Origin of the sequence: Aerococcus urinaeequi (genome assembly GCF_001543205.1) — a bacterium.
Lineage (GTDB): Bacteria > Bacillota > Bacilli > Lactobacillales > Aerococcaceae > Aerococcus > Aerococcus urinaeequi.
On the sequence record NZ_CP014162.1, the window covers coordinates 288,451 to 309,890 of the forward strand.

20 protein-coding genes are annotated in these 21,440 nt (G+C 38.8%); 3 read left to right on the forward strand and 17 right to left on the reverse strand.

Features of this window, described 5'->3' with window-relative positions; all coding sequences use genetic code 11:
- Positions 1-256: 256 nt before the first annotated feature.
- The 3 genes from AWM74_RS01325 to AWM74_RS01335 all read right to left on the reverse strand — a co-directional run bounded on the left by AWM74_RS01325 (position 257) and on the right by AWM74_RS01335 (position 2,874).
- On the reverse strand, positions 257-658 hold the full coding sequence (locus AWM74_RS01325) for a MerR family transcriptional regulator (RefSeq protein ID WP_026466308.1): 402 nt from the start codon (positions 656-658) through the stop codon (positions 257-259).
- A 121-nt stretch (positions 659-779) separates the two neighbouring features.
- Entirely contained in the window at positions 780-1,763 is a 984-nt protein-coding gene (locus tag AWM74_RS01330; RefSeq protein ID WP_026466309.1) for an aldo/keto reductase, read from the reverse strand.
- Between the two features lie 106 nt (positions 1,764-1,869).
- Complete coding sequence (locus AWM74_RS01335; RefSeq protein WP_026466310.1) at positions 1,870-2,874, reverse strand: Gfo/Idh/MocA family protein; 1,005 nt, start codon at positions 2,872-2,874, stop codon at positions 1,870-1,872.
- Positions 2,875-3,169: 295 nt separating this feature from the next.
- Here AWM74_RS01335 and AWM74_RS01340 point away from each other — a divergent pair, with 295 nt between their 5' ends.
- On the forward strand, positions 3,170-4,585 hold the full coding sequence (locus AWM74_RS01340; protein ID WP_026466311.1) for an aldehyde dehydrogenase family protein: 1,416 nt from the start codon (positions 3,170-3,172) through the stop codon (positions 4,583-4,585).
- A 171-nt stretch (positions 4,586-4,756) separates the two neighbouring features.
- On the opposite strand, the gene AWM74_RS01345 is transcribed toward AWM74_RS01340, so the two are convergent.
- Both AWM74_RS01345 and rplS read right to left on the reverse strand, forming a co-directional pair.
- On the reverse strand, positions 4,757-6,031 hold the full coding sequence (locus tag AWM74_RS01345; protein WP_026466312.1) for a ClC family H(+)/Cl(-) exchange transporter: 1,275 nt from the start codon (positions 6,029-6,031) through the stop codon (positions 4,757-4,759).
- Positions 6,032-6,142: 111 nt separating this feature from the next.
- Positions 6,143-6,499, reverse strand: a complete 357-nt coding sequence (rplS, locus tag AWM74_RS01350) for a 50S ribosomal protein L19 (RefSeq protein WP_004262406.1) — start codon at positions 6,497-6,499, stop codon at positions 6,143-6,145.
- 343 nt (positions 6,500-6,842) lie between these two features.
- On the opposite strand from rplS, the gene AWM74_RS01355 reads away from it, so the two are divergent.
- Complete coding sequence (locus AWM74_RS01355; RefSeq protein WP_034258251.1) at positions 6,843-8,354, forward strand: pyruvate kinase; 1,512 nt, start codon at positions 6,843-6,845, stop codon at positions 8,352-8,354.
- A gap of 69 nt (positions 8,355-8,423) precedes the next feature.
- On the opposite strand, the gene AWM74_RS01360 is transcribed toward AWM74_RS01355, so the two are convergent.
- The 12 genes from AWM74_RS01360 to serC form a co-directional block, all read right to left on the reverse strand.
- Positions 8,424-8,783: a DUF2188 domain-containing protein gene (locus tag AWM74_RS01360; protein ID WP_236702840.1), complete on the reverse strand. Its 360-nt coding sequence runs from the start codon at positions 8,781-8,783 to the stop codon at positions 8,424-8,426.
- A gap of 194 nt (positions 8,784-8,977) precedes the next feature.
- A complete protein-coding gene (gene trmD, locus AWM74_RS01365) occupies positions 8,978-9,715 on the reverse strand; it encodes a tRNA (guanosine(37)-N1)-methyltransferase TrmD (protein ID WP_026466314.1) in 738 nt (245 codons plus the stop codon).
- Complete coding sequence (gene rimM / locus AWM74_RS01370) at positions 9,715-10,290, reverse strand: ribosome maturation factor RimM (protein ID WP_026466315.1); 576 nt, start codon at positions 10,288-10,290, stop codon at positions 9,715-9,717. The genes trmD and rimM overlap by 1 nt, the downstream gene beginning before the upstream one ends.
- Positions 10,291-10,731: 441 nt before the next feature.
- Complete coding sequence (locus tag AWM74_RS01375) at positions 10,732-10,977, reverse strand: KH domain-containing protein (protein WP_026466316.1); 246 nt, start codon at positions 10,975-10,977, stop codon at positions 10,732-10,734.
- A gap of 20 nt (positions 10,978-10,997) precedes the next feature.
- Positions 10,998-11,285, reverse strand: a complete 288-nt coding sequence (gene rpsP, locus AWM74_RS01380; protein ID WP_016896836.1) for a 30S ribosomal protein S16 — start codon at positions 11,283-11,285, stop codon at positions 10,998-11,000.
- 139 nt (positions 11,286-11,424) lie between these two features.
- Complete coding sequence (gene ffh / locus AWM74_RS01385; RefSeq protein ID WP_026466317.1) at positions 11,425-12,879, reverse strand: signal recognition particle protein; 1,455 nt, start codon at positions 12,877-12,879, stop codon at positions 11,425-11,427.
- Between the two features lie 60 nt (positions 12,880-12,939).
- Positions 12,940-13,302, reverse strand: coding sequence for a putative DNA-binding protein (locus AWM74_RS01390; RefSeq protein ID WP_026466318.1), 363 nt, complete (start codon positions 13,300-13,302; stop codon positions 12,940-12,942).
- A gap of 211 nt (positions 13,303-13,513) precedes the next feature.
- Entirely contained in the window at positions 13,514-16,297 is a 2,784-nt protein-coding gene (locus tag AWM74_RS01395; protein ID WP_026466319.1) for a cation-translocating P-type ATPase, read from the reverse strand.
- Positions 16,298-16,499: 202 nt separating this feature from the next.
- Positions 16,500-16,988 carry a prolyl-tRNA synthetase associated domain-containing protein gene (locus AWM74_RS01400; RefSeq protein WP_026466320.1) on the reverse strand — a complete coding sequence of 163 codons (489 nt, stop codon included), beginning with the start codon at positions 16,986-16,988 and terminating at the stop codon, positions 16,500-16,502.
- Positions 16,989-17,063: 75 nt separating this feature from the next.
- Positions 17,064-17,948, reverse strand: a complete 885-nt coding sequence (locus tag AWM74_RS01405) for an ROK family protein (RefSeq protein WP_026466321.1) — start codon at positions 17,946-17,948, stop codon at positions 17,064-17,066.
- Positions 17,949-18,085: 137 nt separating this feature from the next.
- On the reverse strand, positions 18,086-19,306 hold the full coding sequence (locus AWM74_RS01410) for a 3-phosphoglycerate dehydrogenase family protein (RefSeq protein WP_026466322.1): 1,221 nt from the start codon (positions 19,304-19,306) through the stop codon (positions 18,086-18,088).
- Between the two features lie 105 nt (positions 19,307-19,411).
- Positions 19,412-20,494 carry a 3-phosphoserine/phosphohydroxythreonine transaminase gene (gene serC / locus AWM74_RS01415; protein ID WP_026466323.1) on the reverse strand — a complete coding sequence of 361 codons (1,083 nt, stop codon included), beginning with the start codon at positions 20,492-20,494 and terminating at the stop codon, positions 19,412-19,414.
- 334 nt (positions 20,495-20,828) lie between these two features.
- Here serC and AWM74_RS01420 point away from each other — a divergent pair, with 334 nt between their 5' ends.
- Complete coding sequence (locus AWM74_RS01420; protein WP_026466324.1) at positions 20,829-21,314, forward strand: LURP-one-related/scramblase family protein; 486 nt, start codon at positions 20,829-20,831, stop codon at positions 21,312-21,314.
- Positions 21,315-21,440: the final 126 nt, after the last annotated feature.

Sequence of the window (21,440 nt, forward strand, 5' to 3'; positions counted from 1 at the left end):
TTAATGATGACCTCCTATTTTCTTTTGCACACCTTAGTATGAATAAAATCTAAATTGTGCATGCCTTTAACATACCCTTATGATAGAATGCGCCAAAGCTCATGTAAAGGCTTTCATAAATTGTCATTTTCCCCTTTGAAGTGGAACTTGCTAAAATCATATTCAAAATTTAACTGAATAAACTAGTAGTAGCGCATCAAAAAAAAGCCACTATTTATGGTCAATAGTGACTTGCTAATAGTTTTCTTCTAATTGATTATGACTGTATTTCAACTTGCTCACCTTCGCGTAATGATGTTTCATACGGTCTTAGGTGCGTATCATAATTGGCTAATTTGAATTCTAGACGGTCCTTTGCAGCTTGTAGGACGTCAATTCGTTCTGTTAAATCTTCAATTTGGTCACGTAAGATTTCTTTACGGGCTTCAATCGTATGGTCACCTTCTTGGAACATACTAACATAATTCGTTAAGGACTCAATTGATAGTCCTGCAGTTCTCATGGCACGTGCAAAGTGAATCCATCGTAAATCCTCTTCATCAAATACCCGCACACCGTTCTCATTGCGTTTAATAGGATGGATTAGACCGATTTTTTCATAATAACGAATAGTATCCGCTGAAACGCCAGTAATTTCGCTGACCTTTTTAATATTCATATGCGACTCCTTCTAATTGCTACCCTGTAGATCACTCCAAGCTTTTGTCTATCATATGTTAAAAATCAAGCAAACTCAAGAAAGAAGCCCAGATATGATATCCAAACTTCCTTGAAAATAGTTATAAACCAACGCGGGCTTGCATTTCTGGCGTATAGCGATTACCAACAATCTGCACCATATTGGCTGCCGTTGTTAAGCGACTCAACTCGTCTGCGGTGAATGCCACATCACTAGCTCCCATATTTTCCTTCGCACGATGGGCTTTTGTAGTTCCAGGAATTGGTACGATATAATCTCCTTGAGCTAACAACCATGCTAAAGCAATTTGCGCTGGCGTTGCATTTTTTTCTTTAGCCATATCTTCAATGATTTCAACCAACAATAAATTAGCTTCCAAAGCATCCTTTTGAAATCTTGGTAAGCCCGCTCGCCCATCCGCTTCATTTAAGTCATCCAGCGTTTTAATTTTACCCGTTAAGAAACCTTTACCTAATGGGGAAAATGGCACAAAACCAATTCCTAACTCTCTCAGTGTAGGCAGCAATTCTTCTTCAGGCTCACGTGTCCATAAAGAATATTCTGATTCAACTGCAGCTAATGGTTCAACTGCATGGGCTTTACGAATAGTATTAACACCTGCTTCTGAAAGTCCCCAGTGACGAATTTTACCAGCCTTTTTTAATTTACCCATCGTTTCGGCAATTTCTTCAATTGGAATATTTGGGTCTACCCGATGTAAGTAATATAAATCAAGCGTATCTATCTGTAATCTCTTTAAACTACCTTCGATAGATTTTTCAATACCTGCCGTATTACCGTCTACAACTTGCTTACCATCAACCATTTTAATCCCAACTTTACTGGCGATTGTTACATCCTTCTTAAAAGGTGCGAGTGCTTCACCAACTAACTCTTCATTATGATAAGGGCCATAAATTTCCGCCGTATCATAAAAGCGTTCACCCATCTCATAAACATCTCTAAGTACCTGAATCATGTCCTGTCTATCTGGTCTTACCCCATACCCCATGGACATGCCCATTGCACCAAAACCAATCTCTGAAACAACCAATCCACTATTACCTAAATTACGTGTTTTCATATTTCCACCTCCAGGTAAATCTAGTCTAACCCCTGGAGTGCACTCTAAGGCAAATCTTTTGGTTTATTAAAAAAAGCCCGAATAAAATATCCGGACTTAAATAATCTTAAAATGTCAGTTTTGGTTCCCAAAAAGGGTCTTCTTTTAGGTCTGAATCTGCGATAGCCATGTCTAAGACTTCCATAACAGTTAAACTTTGAGCTAAGTGTTCTTCTGCAAACATCGTATCACCATGATCAATCCAATTGGCAAAAATCTTAAATTCAGCGGCCATTTTATGGTGACAAGCATTTAATTCAAAATGTTCCTTATAGCCATCATTTGTGCAGATATCAAAAGAGGTAATACGATTGGTCGCACTATTCACTCTAATAGTTCCTTTCGTACCTTGAATGGTTGCGCCATTTTTCCCGGTAGAATTTTTAGAAGCCATACATACTGCTTTAGTATCCGTATAGTCCATAATTAACACACCCGATGTATCAATAGAGTTTTCAATATTTGGATAATAAGCGACCTTATCTGGTCTACCAATTAAGCCAACAACGAAATGTATATTGGATGAATTTAAATCCATCAAGGCACCACCGCCATTTTTAGCATCAAAGGCGGGTAAAACGTTACCTGCTGTGAAGGAGTCGTATTTACTAGAGTATTTTGAAAAATTACATTCAATTAACTTAATATCGCCAAGGAGTGGTAGCAATTCGCGAATTTTACCATAATTTTCGACAAACTGACCTGTTACAGCCTCAGCCAATACTAAATCATAATCAATGGATAGTCGTTCTAATTCAATTAATTCCCTTTGTGACATTGTGAATGGTTTTTCGCAAATCACATGCTTACCATGGAGCAAGGCTTCCTTAGCAAAAGGAAAATGTAAATTATTAATTACTGCAACATAAACTGTATCAATATCTGCTTCTGTTAGGAATTGACTGTAATCGCTAAAGACTTGATCAATTCCGTACTGTTCTTGAAAGGCGATTGCCTTATCAACACTTTTTGGTGTTGAATTAATTGCAGTCACTTGTATTTCTGGTAACTCGGCAATTACCGGCAAAAATTGCTCAACGACTTTCCCAGTCCCCGCTATCCCCAATTTCAAATTTACCCCTCCATTAACCTAAAAATAGCATAAAATTAGGTGTTAACATTGTTTTCTGATAGCTAATTATAAGCCTCTAAACCCACAATTTCTAGCCCTTTTTGACACAAATTTTATTTTTCATCTAAATTCATACAAAGTAATCGGTCTACCTTCTTTTTAAAATAAAAAGGCTCTTTCAGACTCCACGGTAACGATCAAGAACAAGGAGCGCCAATTCGTTTCACTAGCTAGCTATTCAAATGTCCTTTATCATATAAGATAGTTAGGCAAAAGATTTTAAGGAGGATTTCTCATGAAAAAGTATAACAATTTCATTAACGGTATGTGGACAACCCCTACCAATAATGAGTACAAAGAAGTAGAAAACCCGACAACTGAAGAAAAGTTTGCCCAAGTCGCATACTCTGCAAATGAAGATGTTGACCAAGCAGTTGAAGCAGCTAAGACAGCCTTTCCTGCTTGGAATAATCTATCTCTTGAAGAAAGAACCGGTTATGTAGAAAAATTATTAGCTGAAATCAAAGCCCATAAAGAAGAAATTCGTGACATTATTGTTGAAGAATTTGGTGCTGCCAAGACCTTCTCCGAGTCAGGACAAGTTGGTTTAGCGATTGATGAAATGTCTGCCACAGTAGATGCAATCAAAGACTACGACTTAACTGAACAAGTTGGGAACACCAAAGTAATTAAAGAAGGTTATGGTGTAGTTGCTGCAATCACCCCTTGGAACTATCCATTAAATCAAATTCAACGTAAAATCACACCTGCTTTATTAGCTGGGAATACCGTAGTTGTTAAACCAGCATCTGATACACCACTCACTGCAGTTAAACTATTTGAATTAGCTGAAAAAGTAGGCTTTCCAAAAGGTGTATTCAACCTAATCCTTGGAAGCGGTAGTGGGGCTGGTAACTATCTAGCTGAACATGAAGATGTTGCCGTTGTTTCCTTTACTGGCTCAACAGAAGTTGGTCAAGGACTGTATGAAAATGCTGCTAAAGGCATCAAGCATATCATTCTTGAACTAGGTGGTAAATCTGCGTTAGTTTATTTACCTGGTGGCGATTTATCCTTTGCAGTTAAAAAAGCAATGGGCACTATTTTAAACAACCAAGGGCAAACTTGTACTGCACTTACAAGACTGTTAGTACCTAAAGACGAATTAGCTGATGTAGAAGCTAAAGTAAAATCTTTCTATGAAGAGAACGTCGTTATCGGTGATCCTGCTGATCCAAATACGCTTGTTGGCCCAATGGTATCTGCTAATCAAAAGAAAACAGTACTCGAATATATTGAAAAAGGTAAAGCAGAAGGTGCTAAAGTTTTAGTCGGTGATAAAAAACCAGCCATTGAAACTGGTCATTTTGTAACACCTACTGTCTTCACAAACGTGACTAATGATATGACGATTGCCCAAGAAGAAATTTTTGGCCCTGTACTTGTCATCATCACGTACGATACTGAAGAAGAGGCCATTGAAATCGCAAATGACTCAATTTATGGCCTTTCAGGTGCAGTAGTTGGACCTACTGAAGATGCTTATAAAGTAGCTAAGCAATTACGAACTGGTAATATCTTTGTAAACAAATCAGAACGTAATCCGCTTGCGCCATTTGGTGGCTACAAACAATCCGGACTAGGTCGCGAAAACGGTCTATACGGTGTCGAAGACTACTTAGAAACAAAAGCGATTTTCTTAGAAGATTAAGTGATAGTATCTAAGAAAATAAATAAGCGAATTTTCGATACATAAAAAAACAGCTACTAGGTGATATCAACCACCTAGTAGCTGTTTTTGTATTTTTAATAATCTAACTTTGGTAAATATAAGGCCATCATTTCCATGTTCTGTGAATAAACCACTACACCACCAAAGAAGCTATTCTGAATCACTCACCATCAACCCTAATAAAGATTCGTATATAGGCTCAGATTGGCATATTTCTGCCACAAAATAAGCAATAAAAGTAACAATGGCAATTGGGAGTAAATACTGGATAGATCCCCCTGTCATCTCTAATATCAAGAAAATCCCTGTCAATGGTGCCCTTACAATCGCTGCAAAATGAGCTGCCATAGCAATCACCGTAAAGACCGTAATCGTGTATGCATCCACTAGACCAAAAGCATACAATCCACTCGCATAAATATTCCCTACTAAAGCCCCAAGAGATAATAATGGGAAAAAGATACCGCCTGGTATGCCTGACCCGAATGCCACACCGAGCAGAAATAGTTTTGCCAGGAATAGATAGAGCAAGGTCAACAGACCCGGATTATCTAAAAATGGTAGCAAAATGAGTTCTTCGCCTGACCCGATTAACCGCACATCCATCAAAAGTACAAGTGCCGTTAGCACAAAGGGAAAAACCATTTTCCAAAAAGTAGGTGCAGTCCATTTACTATATATAGCTTTAGACCATAAGATAACTTTATTAAAAAGTACACCTGATAAACCTAACAAGATCCCTAAAATAAGTAGATACGGGTAAGTAGTCATTTCTACATGTAAAGCTTGAGGAATAGTGATAGCAGCAGCATCTCCAATCAGTGCTATCGATACTAAAGATGCTGTAATTATCGTTAGAGTGGCAGACAAAAATCCACGACGAGTAACCTTCTTCAATAATTCCTCTAAGCAGAAAATAATACCTGAAACAGGGGCATTAAAAGCTGTCGCTAAACCGGCTCCTGCAGCCCCAACAATCAAGTATTTACCGGATTTAGCAGGCGTTTTGGTAACTTCTGCCACCCCTTGCCCGATTGAAGCACCGATTTGAACAGAAGGACCTTCACGACCAAGCGTCAAACCTGATCCGATAGCCAATAAACCACCTAATAATTTATAAAATAAGACCGATGCCCATGAAAAATTGAGCTTACCGCTTAATTTCCCAGCAATTTGTGGAATACCTGACCCACCAATCATAGGTTCCTGCTTAGCTGTCCAAGCCACAATGCAGCCGATAACCGCAAACATCAAAACAAAGCCGATGCTATGCCAAATCGAAGTCTGTCCCCAGACCAAAACACCCTCAACCACATGCATGATTGCTGGAATAGCCAGTCGAAATCCAGACAACACAATTCCCACGATAACCCCAGTTACAACCGACAATAAACCCAAACGATAATTCAATCGTCCTTCATGCATCAATATCATACCCCTCTTTGACAAGTTTGACTCTTTAAATATATCTAAATAAAAAAATCCCAACCAAGAAAAAGCTCGATTGGGATTCTCTGTATAGCTACTGTGGTAGCATTATTTTTGTTTACGGCGACGTTCTGGAATACGTGCAGCCTTACCATGTAAGTCACGTAAGTAGAACAATTTAGCACGACGAACTTTACCTTCACGTAATACTTCAATTTTAGCTACGCGTGGTGTGTGTACTGGGAAAGTACGTTCAACACCAACACCGTTTGAAATTTTACGAACTGTGTAAGTTTCGCTGATACCAGCACCACGACGTTGGATAACAACACCGTCAAATAACTGGATACGTTCACGTTCACCCTCAACAACTTTCGCGTGTACACGAACAGTGTCACCAGGACGGAAGTCAGGTACATCGTTACGTAGTTGTTCTGAAGTGATTTGATCAATTAAATTACTCATTTAGATTCTCTCCTTCCAACAACACTCATATGGCAGTTTTGCCACAGCGGAATATCATAAAGTATGTGTTGAAACAACACCTTTAATACTATATCAAATTTATCACTTATTGTAAATAGAAAGTTGAAAGTTTCTTGTTATAAATAGTGAATCTCTTATAAAAATTTTTGCTGTCAATTTGTACTTTATGCTAATTAATACCCTTAGACTAAGTAACCTTAATAACAATTTTTTCAATAAAACACCCCAATCTCAACAACTAAATATTTGTTAGTTACTCGGGTTCACGATACAATGATAGATAAATAGGAAACGGTTACAAATTAGTGATAAAGGAGACAAAATGATGACAAACGACAAACAACAAATAAACAATATCTATAAAGATTTATATTTAGAAGTATCTGACTTACGTAAAAATGTCTATAAGGATGGCCAACAAATTTATGCATCCTGGGATCCTTCTACCCTCCGTGAAGATTTTAAAGAAGCAGCCTTAAATTTTGCCTATTATGTTGCCCTTCGTCGCCGTGATATTCGCAACCTTCAATTAAAATTGGGAAATCTTGGTCTTTCTTCACTCGGTCGGCTCGAAGGACATGTATTATCTACCCTTGATCTAGTCGCTTATCATTTAGCAAAAAGTGCGGACATGCCTGCAGTTGACATTCCTGAACATATGACGAAAACCAGTCAAGGACACGGCTCTACCCTAGACAAACTCACCAAAGATTTCTTTGGCCAAGGAGCTAACAACCGTTATTCCCGCATTATGGTGACTATGCCCAATGAAGCCGCCACTGACCAAGACCTAGTTGATCGCATGGTAGAGGCAGGTTTAGACGTAGCCCGTATTAACTGTGCACATGATGATGTATCTACTTGGCGGAAAATGGTTGAAAATATTCATCAAGCTGGCAAGAAATACGAGCGTGACATTAAAATTTTTACCGACATTGCTGGTCCTAAAGTACGAATTCAAGCCATCTATACCACCCTGCAAAACCCCAAGCTCTATGAGGGAGATAGTTTTTTCCTCACAAGCGATACGACATTAAAAGACTTTTATGATTGTGAAATTGTCTTATCTTGTCCAATTCCAGAAATTATTCAAGATTTAAAGGTTGCTGAGGTGGTGTCACTTGATGATGGTAAAATTATAGGTAAAGTCCAAAAAACTTATCCTGAAGGGGTGAAAATTCGCATCACCCAAATGGCATCAAACGGTAAGAAAGTGAAAGCCACGAAAGGCATCAACTTCCCTGATCGTGAGTTAAATATCCCTGTATTAACCGATAAAGATATCGATGATTTGGCTTTTTCAAAAGAAGCTGCTGACGTTATCGGCTTCTCCTTCGTCCACGACTTGGACGACGTTCGTCATATCAATCAAGTAATGGCAGAAAAAGTAACCGAAGACCAAGATAAACTGGCGACGATCAAACTAGAAACCGTCTCTGGTTTTGAGAACCTCATCAATATTATTATCGAAGCAAACCGCTACCGACCAACAGGCATTATGATCGCTAGAGGAGACTTAGCTGTAGAAGTTGGCTATCTACGACTGTCTGTTGTCCAAGAAGAAATTCTTTGGTTCTGCGAGGCTGCACAAATCCCTGTAATTTGGGCCACCCAGGTCCTTGAATCCTTGGTAAAATCAGGTGTACCTTCACGTGCTGAAATTTCAGATGTGTCTATGGGGTCACGAGCTGAATGTGTCATGTTAAATAAAGGTGAACATATCCTCGAAGGGATCAACCTCTTACGGTCAATTTTAGAAGAAATCGATGAACACCAATTCAAAAAGACAGCCTTAATGAAACAATTAAACGTAGCCAATACCATTTTCGAATAAAAATAAACACCTACCTCTAATATCCTAAAGGTAGGTGTTTTATGATGTCTAACTATAACATTTTGACTGTTATTGCCGCTTACCATCTTTAGTATAGGTAATGACTTTTGTCCCCTTGTTATCAGCAATTTCCTTAGCCCGCTTCACGGCATCCTCTTTTAAGTCAAAAGTATCCGCAGCACGTTCCGCCTTCACGGTAATCACTTGCCATTGTTCATGCTCATGATCATACTTCACTTGAACGTCCTCATCCATCAAATTAGGATTGACCGATTGAGTATCATGCTTATCGCTCTTTTTGGGATTGGTTGCCTGTTTAACTTCCGCAATCTCTGTATCAGAAGCATTCTGATACCATTCTTTACCTTGTTGGATTGCAATTGGTATTAAATCTTCCTCTTTGTAACCCGAAGCTTCCATGGCATTCATGATATCAATGATCTTTTCCGTTCAACCTCATTAAAATTTTTTAAACTGTCAGGATAATCTTGCATATTCCATGGCATAACATCGCCCCCATTCTTAACTCATATTGTATCAGGAATAGAGAATAAATAAAAAGGATAGCCATATTAAAACTATCCTGAAACTGTGATCCACACAATAGACCGCTCTTATCCGTCCTATTCAGCTTCAGCTTTAATTTCTTCTAACCATTTGGCTTGTTGGCCCGTTAATGGATAATTTTCCAGCATATCTGGTCGACGTTCATAGGTCCGGCGTAAGGACTCTTTCCCCTTCCAATCAGCAATCTTAGCATGGTTACCAGACATTAATACATCCGGCACAGTCATTCCTTTGTATTCAGCTGGGCGAGTATATTGTGGATACTCTAACAAACCAGTCGAGAAGGAGTCACCAGTGATTGATTCCTCGTTCCCAACCGCATCTTCAAGCAAGCGGACAGTAGCGTCAATCACAATCATAGCCCCTAATTCGCCACCAGTAAGTACATAGTCTCCAACCGAAATTTCATCGGTCACATATGACCGAATCCGCTCGTCATAGCCTTCGTAGTGGCCACAAATAAAAATTAAATGGTCATCTTCAGCAAATGATTCCGCATGTTTCTGCGTAAAAGTTTCGCCAGCTGGATCCATCAAAATCACCCGTTTTTTAGTATCAGGATGTTTACCCTCAATTTCTTCTAAGGCATCATTAATCGGATCCACCCGTAGCAACATCCCAGCACCACCGCCATAAGGATAATCGTCCACATGCCCGTGTTTGTTTACTGCAAACTTACGAAAGTCCGTCACATCAATATTGGCCACCCCTTTTTCCTGGGCCTTCCCAATAATTGACGTGTTCATTGGACCTTCAAACATCTCTGGAAAAAGGCTTAATACATCAATCTGCATTAGACGTCACCTTTTTCTGCATCCACGTCTTCAATTAAGCCATCCATCGGTTCAATCACAACTCGGTTACCAGACAAATCAATCTCCAATACGATATCTTCAATATAAGGAATCAAAATATCTTTCCCTTTATTTGGACGCTGAATAGCCCACACATCATTAGACGGTAGTGACGTAATCTCACGCACCTTGCCTAGATAAATCTCATCAGTCGTATAGACTTCTAGACCAATAATGTCGTCATAATAAAACTCATTCTCATCCAATTCGTCCGCCTCGCGCTCAGTGCCCGCAACCTTCAAATCAAATCCTTTGAATTTTTCTACATCATTAATATTGTCCTTGCCCTTAAAATGCAACAAATTGAAATTCTTATGCAGGCGGTGACCATCCACTTCAACAGTCTCAACCAATTTATTGCCATTAAAAATCGCCAAAGTCGCGCCTATTTTAAAGCGTTCTTCCGGGAAATCAGTTGTCGCCATCACACGCACTTCACCGCGTAAAGCCTGTGTATTCACTATTTTCCCGACCAAATAATACTGTTCTTCAGCCATTCCCTCAATCTTCACCATATCTATTGCCTTCCCTTCTTACGTGTCAATCTTCCAATATTCAAACCGCTTATTAGAATAGGACACACCTCACATTTCTAGCAACCACTATAGCCATATAGACCATCATGGTCAAACGTCAGTCTTATTTTACATGAATACACCTTAAAAACCAAGACGGCGCAGTTAATGCCTACAATAAAAGCATACAAAAAAGACGCAGACATTTCTGTCCACGCCCTCAAAAAGCGAATTGCTTTGTTGCAAACTTTGTCTAAACCCAATTAAAAGGTGAGCTCCACTATCGCACCTTGTGAAGTTGAGCTCGCCTATCGCACCCTGTTTAGTCGGGTTCGAGTCTCCAGAAAGAACTGCGTTTCAGATTAGATTGTAACTGACTTCGTCAGCTACTGCTCTAATCTTCCAACGTTTTCTTTCTGAACGTCGACTCTTACACCCTGTTTAATCTTCTCTATCAATTACCAAGCGAATTCTCTTTGGTCCTTCTACTCGGACTGAATAGATAATGGTACGGATTGCATTTGCAACGCGGCCACCCTTGCCAATCACCCGGCCAACATCATCAGGATGTAGCAACAAATGGTATTCTAAAAATTCATCTCCATCAACAATGTGCAATTGGACTTCATCAGGATGATTCACCAATGGTTTCACAATTGTTAGCAATAAATCTTCAATATTTGGCATATCATTCATAATGTTTACGCTTATTTGTTAGCTGCTTTAGCTTCTAATTTGTTTTCGTGGTGTTTTTTCATAACGCCTTGACGAGATAAAATATCACGAACTGTATCAGTTGGTTGCGCACCATCTTTTAACCATTTTAAAGCTAACTCTTCATCTAACTCGATAGTTTCTGGTTGAGTTGTTGGGTTGTAAGTACCAATTTTTTCAATGATACGACCATCACGTGGTGCACGTGCGTCTGCTGCAACGATACGGTAGAATGGGTTACGTTTAGATCCCATACGTTTTAAACGAATTTTTACTGCCATGAGTAAGTTCCTCCTAAAAATTAAGTGTTTTATATATTTAAAGCCTTAAAAGCTCATCACAAGTAAACATGATAACAAGTTTTTGTCAGCTTGTAAAGTATTTTCTCTTTACAGGGTAAGATAATTTTTATAAATTAGCTTATTTCCCTTTTTTCTTGGCTTTTTTCAGTTTACGGGCCATTTGTTTGGCTTGTAATTCAGCGACACGGTTCTTGTTGCGGTTACCGCCACCACCAAATCCACCGAAGCCACCGCCTCCTAGGCCACCCATCATATTTTGAAGAGCGCCCATGTTGCCGTTAGACATAGCTGACATCAATTTACGTGACTCGTTAAATTGTTTAATCAACCGGTTCACTTCTTGTAATGTAGTAGCTGAACCTTTTGCAATCCGGCGACGACGAGATTGGCTAATTGAATCTGGATTTTCACGTTCAAATGGGGTCATCGATTGAATCATGGCTCTAGTTTGAGCCATTTGCTTTGGATCAACATTTAAGTCATCCAAATTCCCCATCTTATTCATACCTGGAATCATCTTCAAGATATCCTTCATTGAACCCATTTTATTCATTTGGTCCATATTTTTGATGAAGTCATTGAAGTCATAGGTATTTTCACGCATCTTAGCTGCCATCGCTTCTGCTTCATTTTCATCAAACTCAGCTTGGGCTTTCTCGATAAGGGTTAACATATCCCCCATACCCAAAATTCGGTTAGACATACGGTCTGGGTAGAAGCGCTCAATCTCGTTTAATTTCTCACCAGTACCCGTAAATTTAATCGGTTTACCAGTTACAGAAACGATAGATAAGGCCGCACCACCACGGGTGTCACCATCTAATTTTGTTAAGACAACCCCTGTGATATCCAACTCTTCGTCAAAGGCCTTAGCAACGTTGGCTGCCTCTTGACCAGTCATCGAGTCAACAGTTAATAAGATTTCATCCGGATTAACGGCTGCTTTAATATCTTTTAACTCAGTCATTAACCGTTCGTCAATTTGTAGACGACCGGCCGTATCGATGAAGACTAGGTCATGGCCATTCATTTTGGCATGTTCAATCGCTTGAGTCGCAATCTCAACCGGACTTACTTGGTCACCCAAAGTAAAGACTGGTAAGTCTAATTGTTGACCGATTGTTTGTAACTGGTTGATAGCAGCTGGACGGTAAATATCGCCGGCTACCAGCAAGGGTTTCTTGTGGTCATTTTTCTTCAAGAAAGCTGCTAACTTACCAACGGTAGTTGTTTTCCCGGCACCTTGAAGCCCCGCCATCATAATCACGGTTGGTGGTGTGGTTGCGAATTGAATATCTTCGTGTTCTCCACCCATTAAGTCAGTTAATTCGTCGTTTACAATTTTCACGACTTGTTGCGCTGGCGATAGTGATTGTAATACTTCACTGTTTAGCGCACGTTCATTGACACGTTTAACAAAGTTTTTAACTACTTTGAAGTTTACGTCAGCTTCTAATAAAGCCAAACGTACTTCACGCATCATTTCTTTTAAATCGCCCTCGGTAATTTTACCCTTCTTACCCATGTTTTGGACAGCGCCTTGTAGCCTATCCGATAAACTTTCGAAAGCCATTCTTGGTAACACTCCTTATTTATTCATTCATCTTAAGCATTCAATTCGGACCTGTATTTGTTAAAATTCTTCACTTGCTTCATCACGGTTGTCGATCGCAATTAATTGCTTCATATAGTCCGCTAGTTGCGTATCATCTGGGTATTTTTCTGCTACATAAGTAGCCATTTTTTCCCCTACCGCTTCACGGGCATAATAATCACGCGCTAAATGCAAATGGTTTTCATACTTCAACAAACTCTTTTCTGTCCGGCGAATGTTATCATAAACTGCTTGTCTTGACACATCAAAATGTTCTGCGATTTCCCCTAAAGAAAAATCCTCAGCATAGTACAGTTCAATATAAACACGTTGTTTTTCAGTTAATAAATCCCCATAGAAAATCAACAGGGTATTCATTTCATTTGTTTTTTGAATCTCCATCTAAGCCTCTTCTATCTGTCTAAAATTTGTCAAGCAGTTTTCCTTTACAAGTGTTTAGTATACACTATCAAACCCACTGAATCAACGAAATGCCCCAAGTCGATTTGAGTGTTTTGATTGATTAACTACGCCATTTATATGCGGAACACTCTGGGATTTAAAAAAATCGAGGACTAATTATAGCCCCCGACCTTTCGCATTTATTTGATGATTAAGCTTCTGGATCTTTCAGTCCAGCTAATTTTTTCACTAAATATACTAGTCCCGTAATCACTAGCACAATTGCAAGGATAATACCCCACGTCATCAGCGTCAATGGTTCTGTACCAAAGACATTGTTTAAGAACGGTACATAAACGACCATTAACTGTAACACTACAGAGAAAGCAATTGCCACAAGTAATAATTTGTTTTGGAAGAAGGTTTTATCTAACCCAAATCCATTTAAACGACGTACATTTAAGATATGGAATAGTTGTGCAACCGCCATGTAAGTAAATGTGGCTGTTTGAGCATATACTAAGCCCATTGCAAATATGTTATGGAATAAGTAGAATACCCCGAAGGCACCTAGACCAATAATCACACCTGAGATGATAATCCGACTTAAGAATGTCTTATTGACTAAACCAGATTCCGGATTTCTTGGTGGATGTTCCATAACATTTGCTTCTGCTTTTTCATAGGCTAAAGCAATCGCTGGACCAATATCTACTAGTAGGTTTAAGAATAAGATGTGTAGTGGTTGAATTGGCATTGGTAACATAAAGACAATCGTCGTTAGGATTGCCACAATCTCTACCATGTTACACGCGAATAAGAAGGAAATGTATTTTTTGATATTTTCAAAAATGATACGTCCTTCACGAACAGCATCTACAATCGTACCAAAAGCATCATCGGTTAAAATCATGTCAGAAGCTTCTTTAGCAACCTCAGTACCACGAATACCCATAGCGACACCGATATCCGCACCATTTAAGGCCGGTGCATCATTGACCCCATCACCAGTCATCGCAACAACGTCCCCTTCATCTTGGAAGGCACGAACGATTTGTAATTTATTTTCCGGTGATACCCGGGCAAATACAGCCACATCACGGATTTTATCAATAAAGTCTTTATCCTCATGAATAGCATCTAATTCTTTACCAGTCATGGTATTTTCATGGTTTTCAATCCCAATATCACGTGCAATCACTGAAGCAGTTCTTGGGTGGTCTCCCGTAATCATTTTCACCTGAATACCAGCCGCCTGTGTTTGGGCTATAGCATCTTTCACGTCTTGACGTGGTGGATCAATAATACCGAATAAACCATCAATCGTTAAACTATTGGTATGATTTTCTAACCAAGCTTCCATATCGTCAGCGACTTTATCCGCGTCCCCTTGGTCTTTAAGGGTATATGAAGCCAGCGCAATCACTCGGTTGCCATCTTCTGTTAAGACATTATTCTTCTCTTGCCAGAAATCGACTTCACCTTCTTCAGTTGCCACTAAATCTAGGACCACATCCATGGCACCTTTTACGATTAGGCGGTGGATGTTATTTGGAAATTGGTAAAGTGCTGCCATATATTTCTTCTCAGAATCAAATGGAATTTCTTGGACAAGTTTATAGTCATTGTCTTTTTCCCACTGCGGTGATAGACCGACTTTATGGCCTAATACCGTTAAGGCACCATCTGTTGGGTCACCTTTAATGGTATATGGGTCTTGATTATCTTCGTCTTCTAATTCAGCTGCTTCTTCATCATCTAGTTGATCACGTTCGATTAAACGGGCATCAGATGACAAGTAACCGTCCGTAATCAATTTCAATAAGACAGCCTTGTTGTCGCTTAAATCGTCAACATCTTCAATTGAATCAATATCGAAAGTTACTTTTTCCGCATCTTTTGTAATATCGCCTTCAGGTGTATAGCCTGAACCTGAAACTTCATATTGAACATCATTTTTAATAATTAAACTTTCAACCATCATCTGGTTTTCTGTTAAAGTACCTGTCTTGTCTGACGCAATAATTGATGTAGATCCTAAGGTTTCAACTGCAGAAAGCGTCTTAACTAACGCTTGGTGCTTTACCATCGTCTGCATACCATTTGATAAGGTAATCGTTTGAACAGCTGGCATAGCTTCAGGAATCGCTGCTACGGCAAGAATAACCGCAATATGCAAGATTTCACTTGCTGGATTACCATTAAATAAACCAATTGCTACAACTAAAGCTGCTGCTACAAAAGCCACTATAATAAGGGCTTTACCCAGTTGGTCAACTTCCTTATCTAAAGGCGTTTGTTGATCTTTGTCACCAGTCATCATTTCAGAAATACGGCCAACTTCAGTTTCCATTCCCGTACCAGTTACAACAACTTGCGCCTTACCACGCGTCACTGCAGTACCTGAAAAGACCATATTTAATCGGTCACCAATAGACTCTTCTTCATCATAAGTCGCTTCTGGATCCTTATCTACCGCTTCAGACTCACCAGTCAATGAAGCCTCCATCACAGCAAAGTTGTTGCTCGTTAATAAACGACCATCTGCAGCAATAGCGTCCCCTTCAGCAAGAACCATCACATCACCTGGGACTAATTGAGATGAATCAATTTCCACCTCTTCCCCGTTTCGGATCACATGTACACTAGTATTGACCATATCCTGCAAGGCTTCTACGGATTTTTGCGCTTTCGTTTCTACAAAATATCCAGTCAGCACCGAAATCAAAACGGCCAGCATCACGGCTATAGCTTCAATCCAATCACCCATTGCAATTGAAATTATGGCTGCGACGGCTAGTAAATAAACGATAATATTATTTAAATTATCTAATAGGATCTCCCACTTAGACTTACTATCCGATTCTTGTAACTTATTTTCCCCATAGGTTTCTAAACGTTCAGAAACTTCATGGTCACTCAATCCTTCAGTCTTCGATGTTTCTAAATCATCAATGACCTCTTGTAACTTTTTTTGATAAATGTTTTTGCTCATCGCCTCATCCTTTCTTTAATAGAACGTTCAGCTCTATTTATATATTATGTTAACATAATATTTTATCCATTAAAAATCATACAGACTGCCGTTAATATATTATTTAGGTGAAGCAAAATTTTACAAGCAGGTATTTTCCCGTCAGAAAAAGGTTGGAAGCATTACCTCCAACCTCAATATTTTTTATATTTTTTTCTATTACTTAAAAATCTGCCACCGTCACCGAATGTCCATTAGCTTCAATCAAATCTACTAAATCTTGTCCTTTTAGCCAAATCGTCGCCGTATTTTCATTAGGATGCACACCAATCAGATGATCATCCGCTACCAATTGTCGGTCCAAATAATAAGCAATCTTCAAATCATGGTCATTCAATAAACCTAAAGGCGACACCGCACCAGGCGTTAAGCCCATCAAAGCCAGCAAATCTTTATCCGACCCAAAAGATAATCGACGCGTATTAAACTGGTCCCGAAAAGCCTTTAAATCAACCCGCTTATCCCCTTGCACCGAAATTAAATAATACTGACGCTTCTTATCATCCCGAATAAATAAGTTTTTCGCATCCGCCTCAGGATAAGGTAAATCAATTTCCACCAGCTCAGCCATATCATAAACCGCCTTATGGTCAGTCACCTCGTACTCAATTTCCTGGTCATTCAAAAAATCATAAACTGCAGCTTTATCCATCAAAATGTAAAACTACCCTTTCTAAAATGGCGTAACTGGTCTAGTTATTATGTATTTATACGATAAATAACTTGTCTACTTAGCATCCGTTAAAGCTTGCTTAGCCAACAACAATGAGCCTGTAATCCCAGCATTATCACCTAGCTTAGGTAACTGGATATAATCTGTCATTGCTGGCAATTCAACATAATTAGCAAGCGCTTTTTCTACTTGTGTACGAATCTTATCCAATAATTGATCTTGATGCATCACGCCACCACCTAGTACGACGCGTTCCGGCGCTAAAGTTAAAGTATAGTTGGCAATGGCTTGACCTAAATAATTTGCCACATAGTCCCAGACTTCATGATCTGAAGGTAAGTCAGCACCTTTAATGCCTGTCCGTTTTTCGATGGCAGGTCCTGACACAAGTCCTTCAATACAATTGCCATGGAATGGACAAGCCCCTTCAAAGTGGTCATGAGGGTCTTGAGCAACTTTAATATGGCCCATTTCCGGATGACTGTGTGCATGGTAAATTTCCCCGTTCATAGAGAAACCACCACCAACACCAGTCCCAATGGTTAAATAAAGGCAAGATTTAGCACCTTTTGCAGCACCCATCGTGTTTTCAGCAAGTGACGCGCCATTTACATCCGTTGTCCAAGCAATCGGTTTATCACCAAACCACGCTTTCATTTGCCCAACAAAATCATAATTTTGCCAAGGCAATTTTGGCGTTGAGGTGATATAACCATAAGTTGGCGAGTCATGATTGATGTCGATCGGGCCAAAAGATGAAATACCAAAACTTTCCACTTCATATCGGTCAAAGAAAGTTTTTACTTCACCCATGGTTTCTTCTGGAACCGTCGTATCAATACGCACTTGGTCAATAATATTTAAGTCTTCGTCAGCTACCGCACAGATAAACTTCGTGCCTCCAGCCTCTATACCACCATATAATAAATCTCTTGTCATGATTAATTGCCTCCAATTATTGGTATCGTTTCCAACATTATACAATACTTTCTACAATTGTAAAAAAAGAGAGAGATGACACTTTGTCATAACCTCTCTCCAAATTTGTTTAAGCGTCATACGCTAGACACTACTATTTAAACTTCTTCAAAGAATTGACCTGGATGCTCAATTGCACGTACACGAACAATATCTGGAATCTCCTCTAATTTTGCGACTAAACGCTCAACTTTCTCATGATCTAATTCCTCTAAATCGACTAATGTATAAGCAAAGTCACCACGACCACGGTTCACCATATTCGCAATATTCATTCCTTGTTCCGCCACAAAGCTTGAAATCTTACCAATCATGTTTGGAATGTTACGATTAATAATGGTGATACGAACTGGTGAATTAAAGCTCATTTGTACAGATGGGAAGTTAACTGAATTTACAATATCCCCTGTCTGTAAAAAGCGTTTTAAGTTTCCAGCTGCCATACGGGCACAATTGATTTCTGCTTCCTCAGTAGAAGCACCTAAATGTGGTAACACACGGATTTTTTCATGGTGTAATAATTCTGCATCCGCAAAGTCCGTAGTATACCCACCAATACGGTTGTCATTAACAGCTTTTAAAACTGCTTCCTTATCTACAATCGGACCACGAGCAAAGTTATATAATTGTACATCTTCTTTCATCATAGCCAACTCACGTTCGCCAATCATACCACGGGTTGAATCCATTAAAGGTACGTGAACAGTAATAAAATCACAGATTTTTAATAAATCATCTAATTCCATCACACGGTTAACACGACGTGAAATACTCCAGGCAGTATCTACAGACACATATGGGTCATAACCATACACTTCAATCCCTAAACGGTAAGCATCGTTAGCGATCATAGCACCAATAGCACCTAAACCGATAATACCTAGTTTCTTACCTTCTAATTCATTTCCAGCAAATTGTTTCTTGTTCGCTTCAACAATCGCTTCAACATCATCATCTGGACCAAACTTGTAATTTTGTATCCATTCATGTCCTTGTAAAATAGGACGAACAGATAATAATAAATTAGCTAGTACTAACTCTTTAACCGCATTCGCATTCGCACCAGGGGTGTTGAATACAACAATTCCCGCCTCAGTAGCACGTTGAATTGGGATATTATTTGTACCCGCACCAGCTCGCGCAATCGCTTTTAATGAATCGTTAAATGTTATATCATGCAAATCTTTAGAACGTAAAATCAATGCATCTGGATCATCATTTTCATTAATGGCATATTTCGCTCGTTCAAAACGCTCCATACCTTCAGCAGCAATCGCATTATAAGTTGTTAATTGATAAACTTTATCTTTTAATTCCATTTGTTCAATAATTCCTCCATACTTTAAAACGGGCATAACATCCGGTTACATGTCGATTAATTACGATCATTATAATGTAAGCCGAATATTTAAGTCGTTGATAGGCTATTTATTTTCTTCTTCAAATGCCTTCATAAATGCTACTAGTGCTTTAACCCCTTCTAATGGGAAAGCATTATATAAACTAGCGCGCATACCACCCACTGAACGGTGACCTTTTAATTGTTTGAATCCAGCAGCATCCGCTTCAGCGATAAATTTCTTATCTAATTCAGGTTCATTCGTTAAGAAGGGAATATTGGTTAATGAACGGTTTTCTACTTTTACATGATTTACAAATAAATCAGATTGATCAATGTAGTCATACAATAAGTTCGCACGTTCTTTAGCATTCGCATACATTGCTTCTTGTCCGCCTTGTGCTGCTACCCATTCTAATACTAAACCAACCATATAAATCGCAAATGTTGGTGGTGTATTAATCATAGAACCTTTATCTGCTTGTGTTGCATAAGAGAAGAAGTCTGGTAGAGATTTATCTTCTTTCAGTAAATCTTCACGCACAATGACAATTGTCACCCCTGAAGGTCCCAAGTTCTTTTGTGCACCAGCATAAATTAAACCGAAATCTTCTACTTTATAGTCATTCGCTAAGATATTAGAAGACATATCCGCTACTAAAGTCACACCATCAAAAGCTGGGATATCATGGAAAGTTACCCCGCCGATTGTTTCGTTAGTTGTGATATGTAAGTAAGCAGCTTCTGAATCAACAGCTTCAGCAGCAAAATCTGGTACAGAAGTAAAACCGTCCGCTTTAGAAGAAGCAATCTCTTCAACCGTTACATCATCTAAAACTTGCGCAGCTTTAATAGCTTTTGTAGCCCATGAACCAGTATTCACATATTGAACCTTTTGTCCTTTCGCAAGGTTTGCTGGTACCATTGTGAATTGTTGTGTTGCCCCACCCTGTAAGAATAAAACTTTATAATTATCAGGAATGTGCATCAAATCGCGTAATTGTTGTTCAGCTCGTTCGATAATATCAACGAAGGAGGATGAGCGGTGACTCAATTCCATCACGGACATTTCTGTACCGTTGTAATTTAAAAGTTCCGCTTGTGCTTGTTCTAATACAGCCTTGGGCAATACTGCCGGACCAGCTGAGAAATTATAAACAGTTGTCATTTCTTTTCCTCCATCTATAGGTTTGCATATTTTGAACGACTTCACATCGTCATAACTATTATATGCTTTCATCTAATTTTAATCTACCCTTATTTCAACTTATTTTTCTCTCATTTTTAAACCGAATAATACTTTGTGCACGCTAAAACAGAATATAATCTTTAATTTTAAGAGTTTTGTACGTTAATAAACCTACATTTCACAAATCGGTTTGCTTAAAGTTCGTAAATAAAAAAATAGAAAACATACTTATTTCTAACCAATTAGTACATATATTGTCCTTTCTAAATTAAATAAGTTATAATTTTATAAAAGAGTTTGAGGGAGTGAGAATATGAAATTATATATGAAGCAAAAGTTATTTTCATTAAAGCAGGATTTTAATATTTACGACCACAATCAAACACCCCTGTTTCGTGTATCTAGCAAATTATTTTCAGTTGGTCGCCAATTACGGATTTACGATGCCCTAACAGATGAGGAACTAGCTTATGTAAAAGAATCGCCTTTTCGCTTTTTAACCCAGCTAAAGGTCTACAAAGGCAATGATTATATAGCTACTATCCAACAAAAAATGACTTTATTTAAAACCAAAATGGCCATTCAAGATATAGGATGGACAATTCAAGGAGACTTTTTAGGTTGGAATTATATCATCAAAGATGAAAAAAATCAGACAATTGCGGAGGTTAAAGCAAAAATGCTATCTTGGTCAGATACGTTTGAAATTACGATTGATGATACTGAAGTAGATCCTATTATTGTCCTCGCGATTATTCTTGCGATTGATACCATCCGCGACAAGCAACAATCTGGTTGAGAAACGTAAAAATGATGACCGATAACAAAGCTGAAATCGCTATAATAGAGGTGTACTGAAAATACACCCCAACAATTTTCAGTACATCAATTCACTTTAGCGCCACAGCTTAATTTTTTTCTTCAA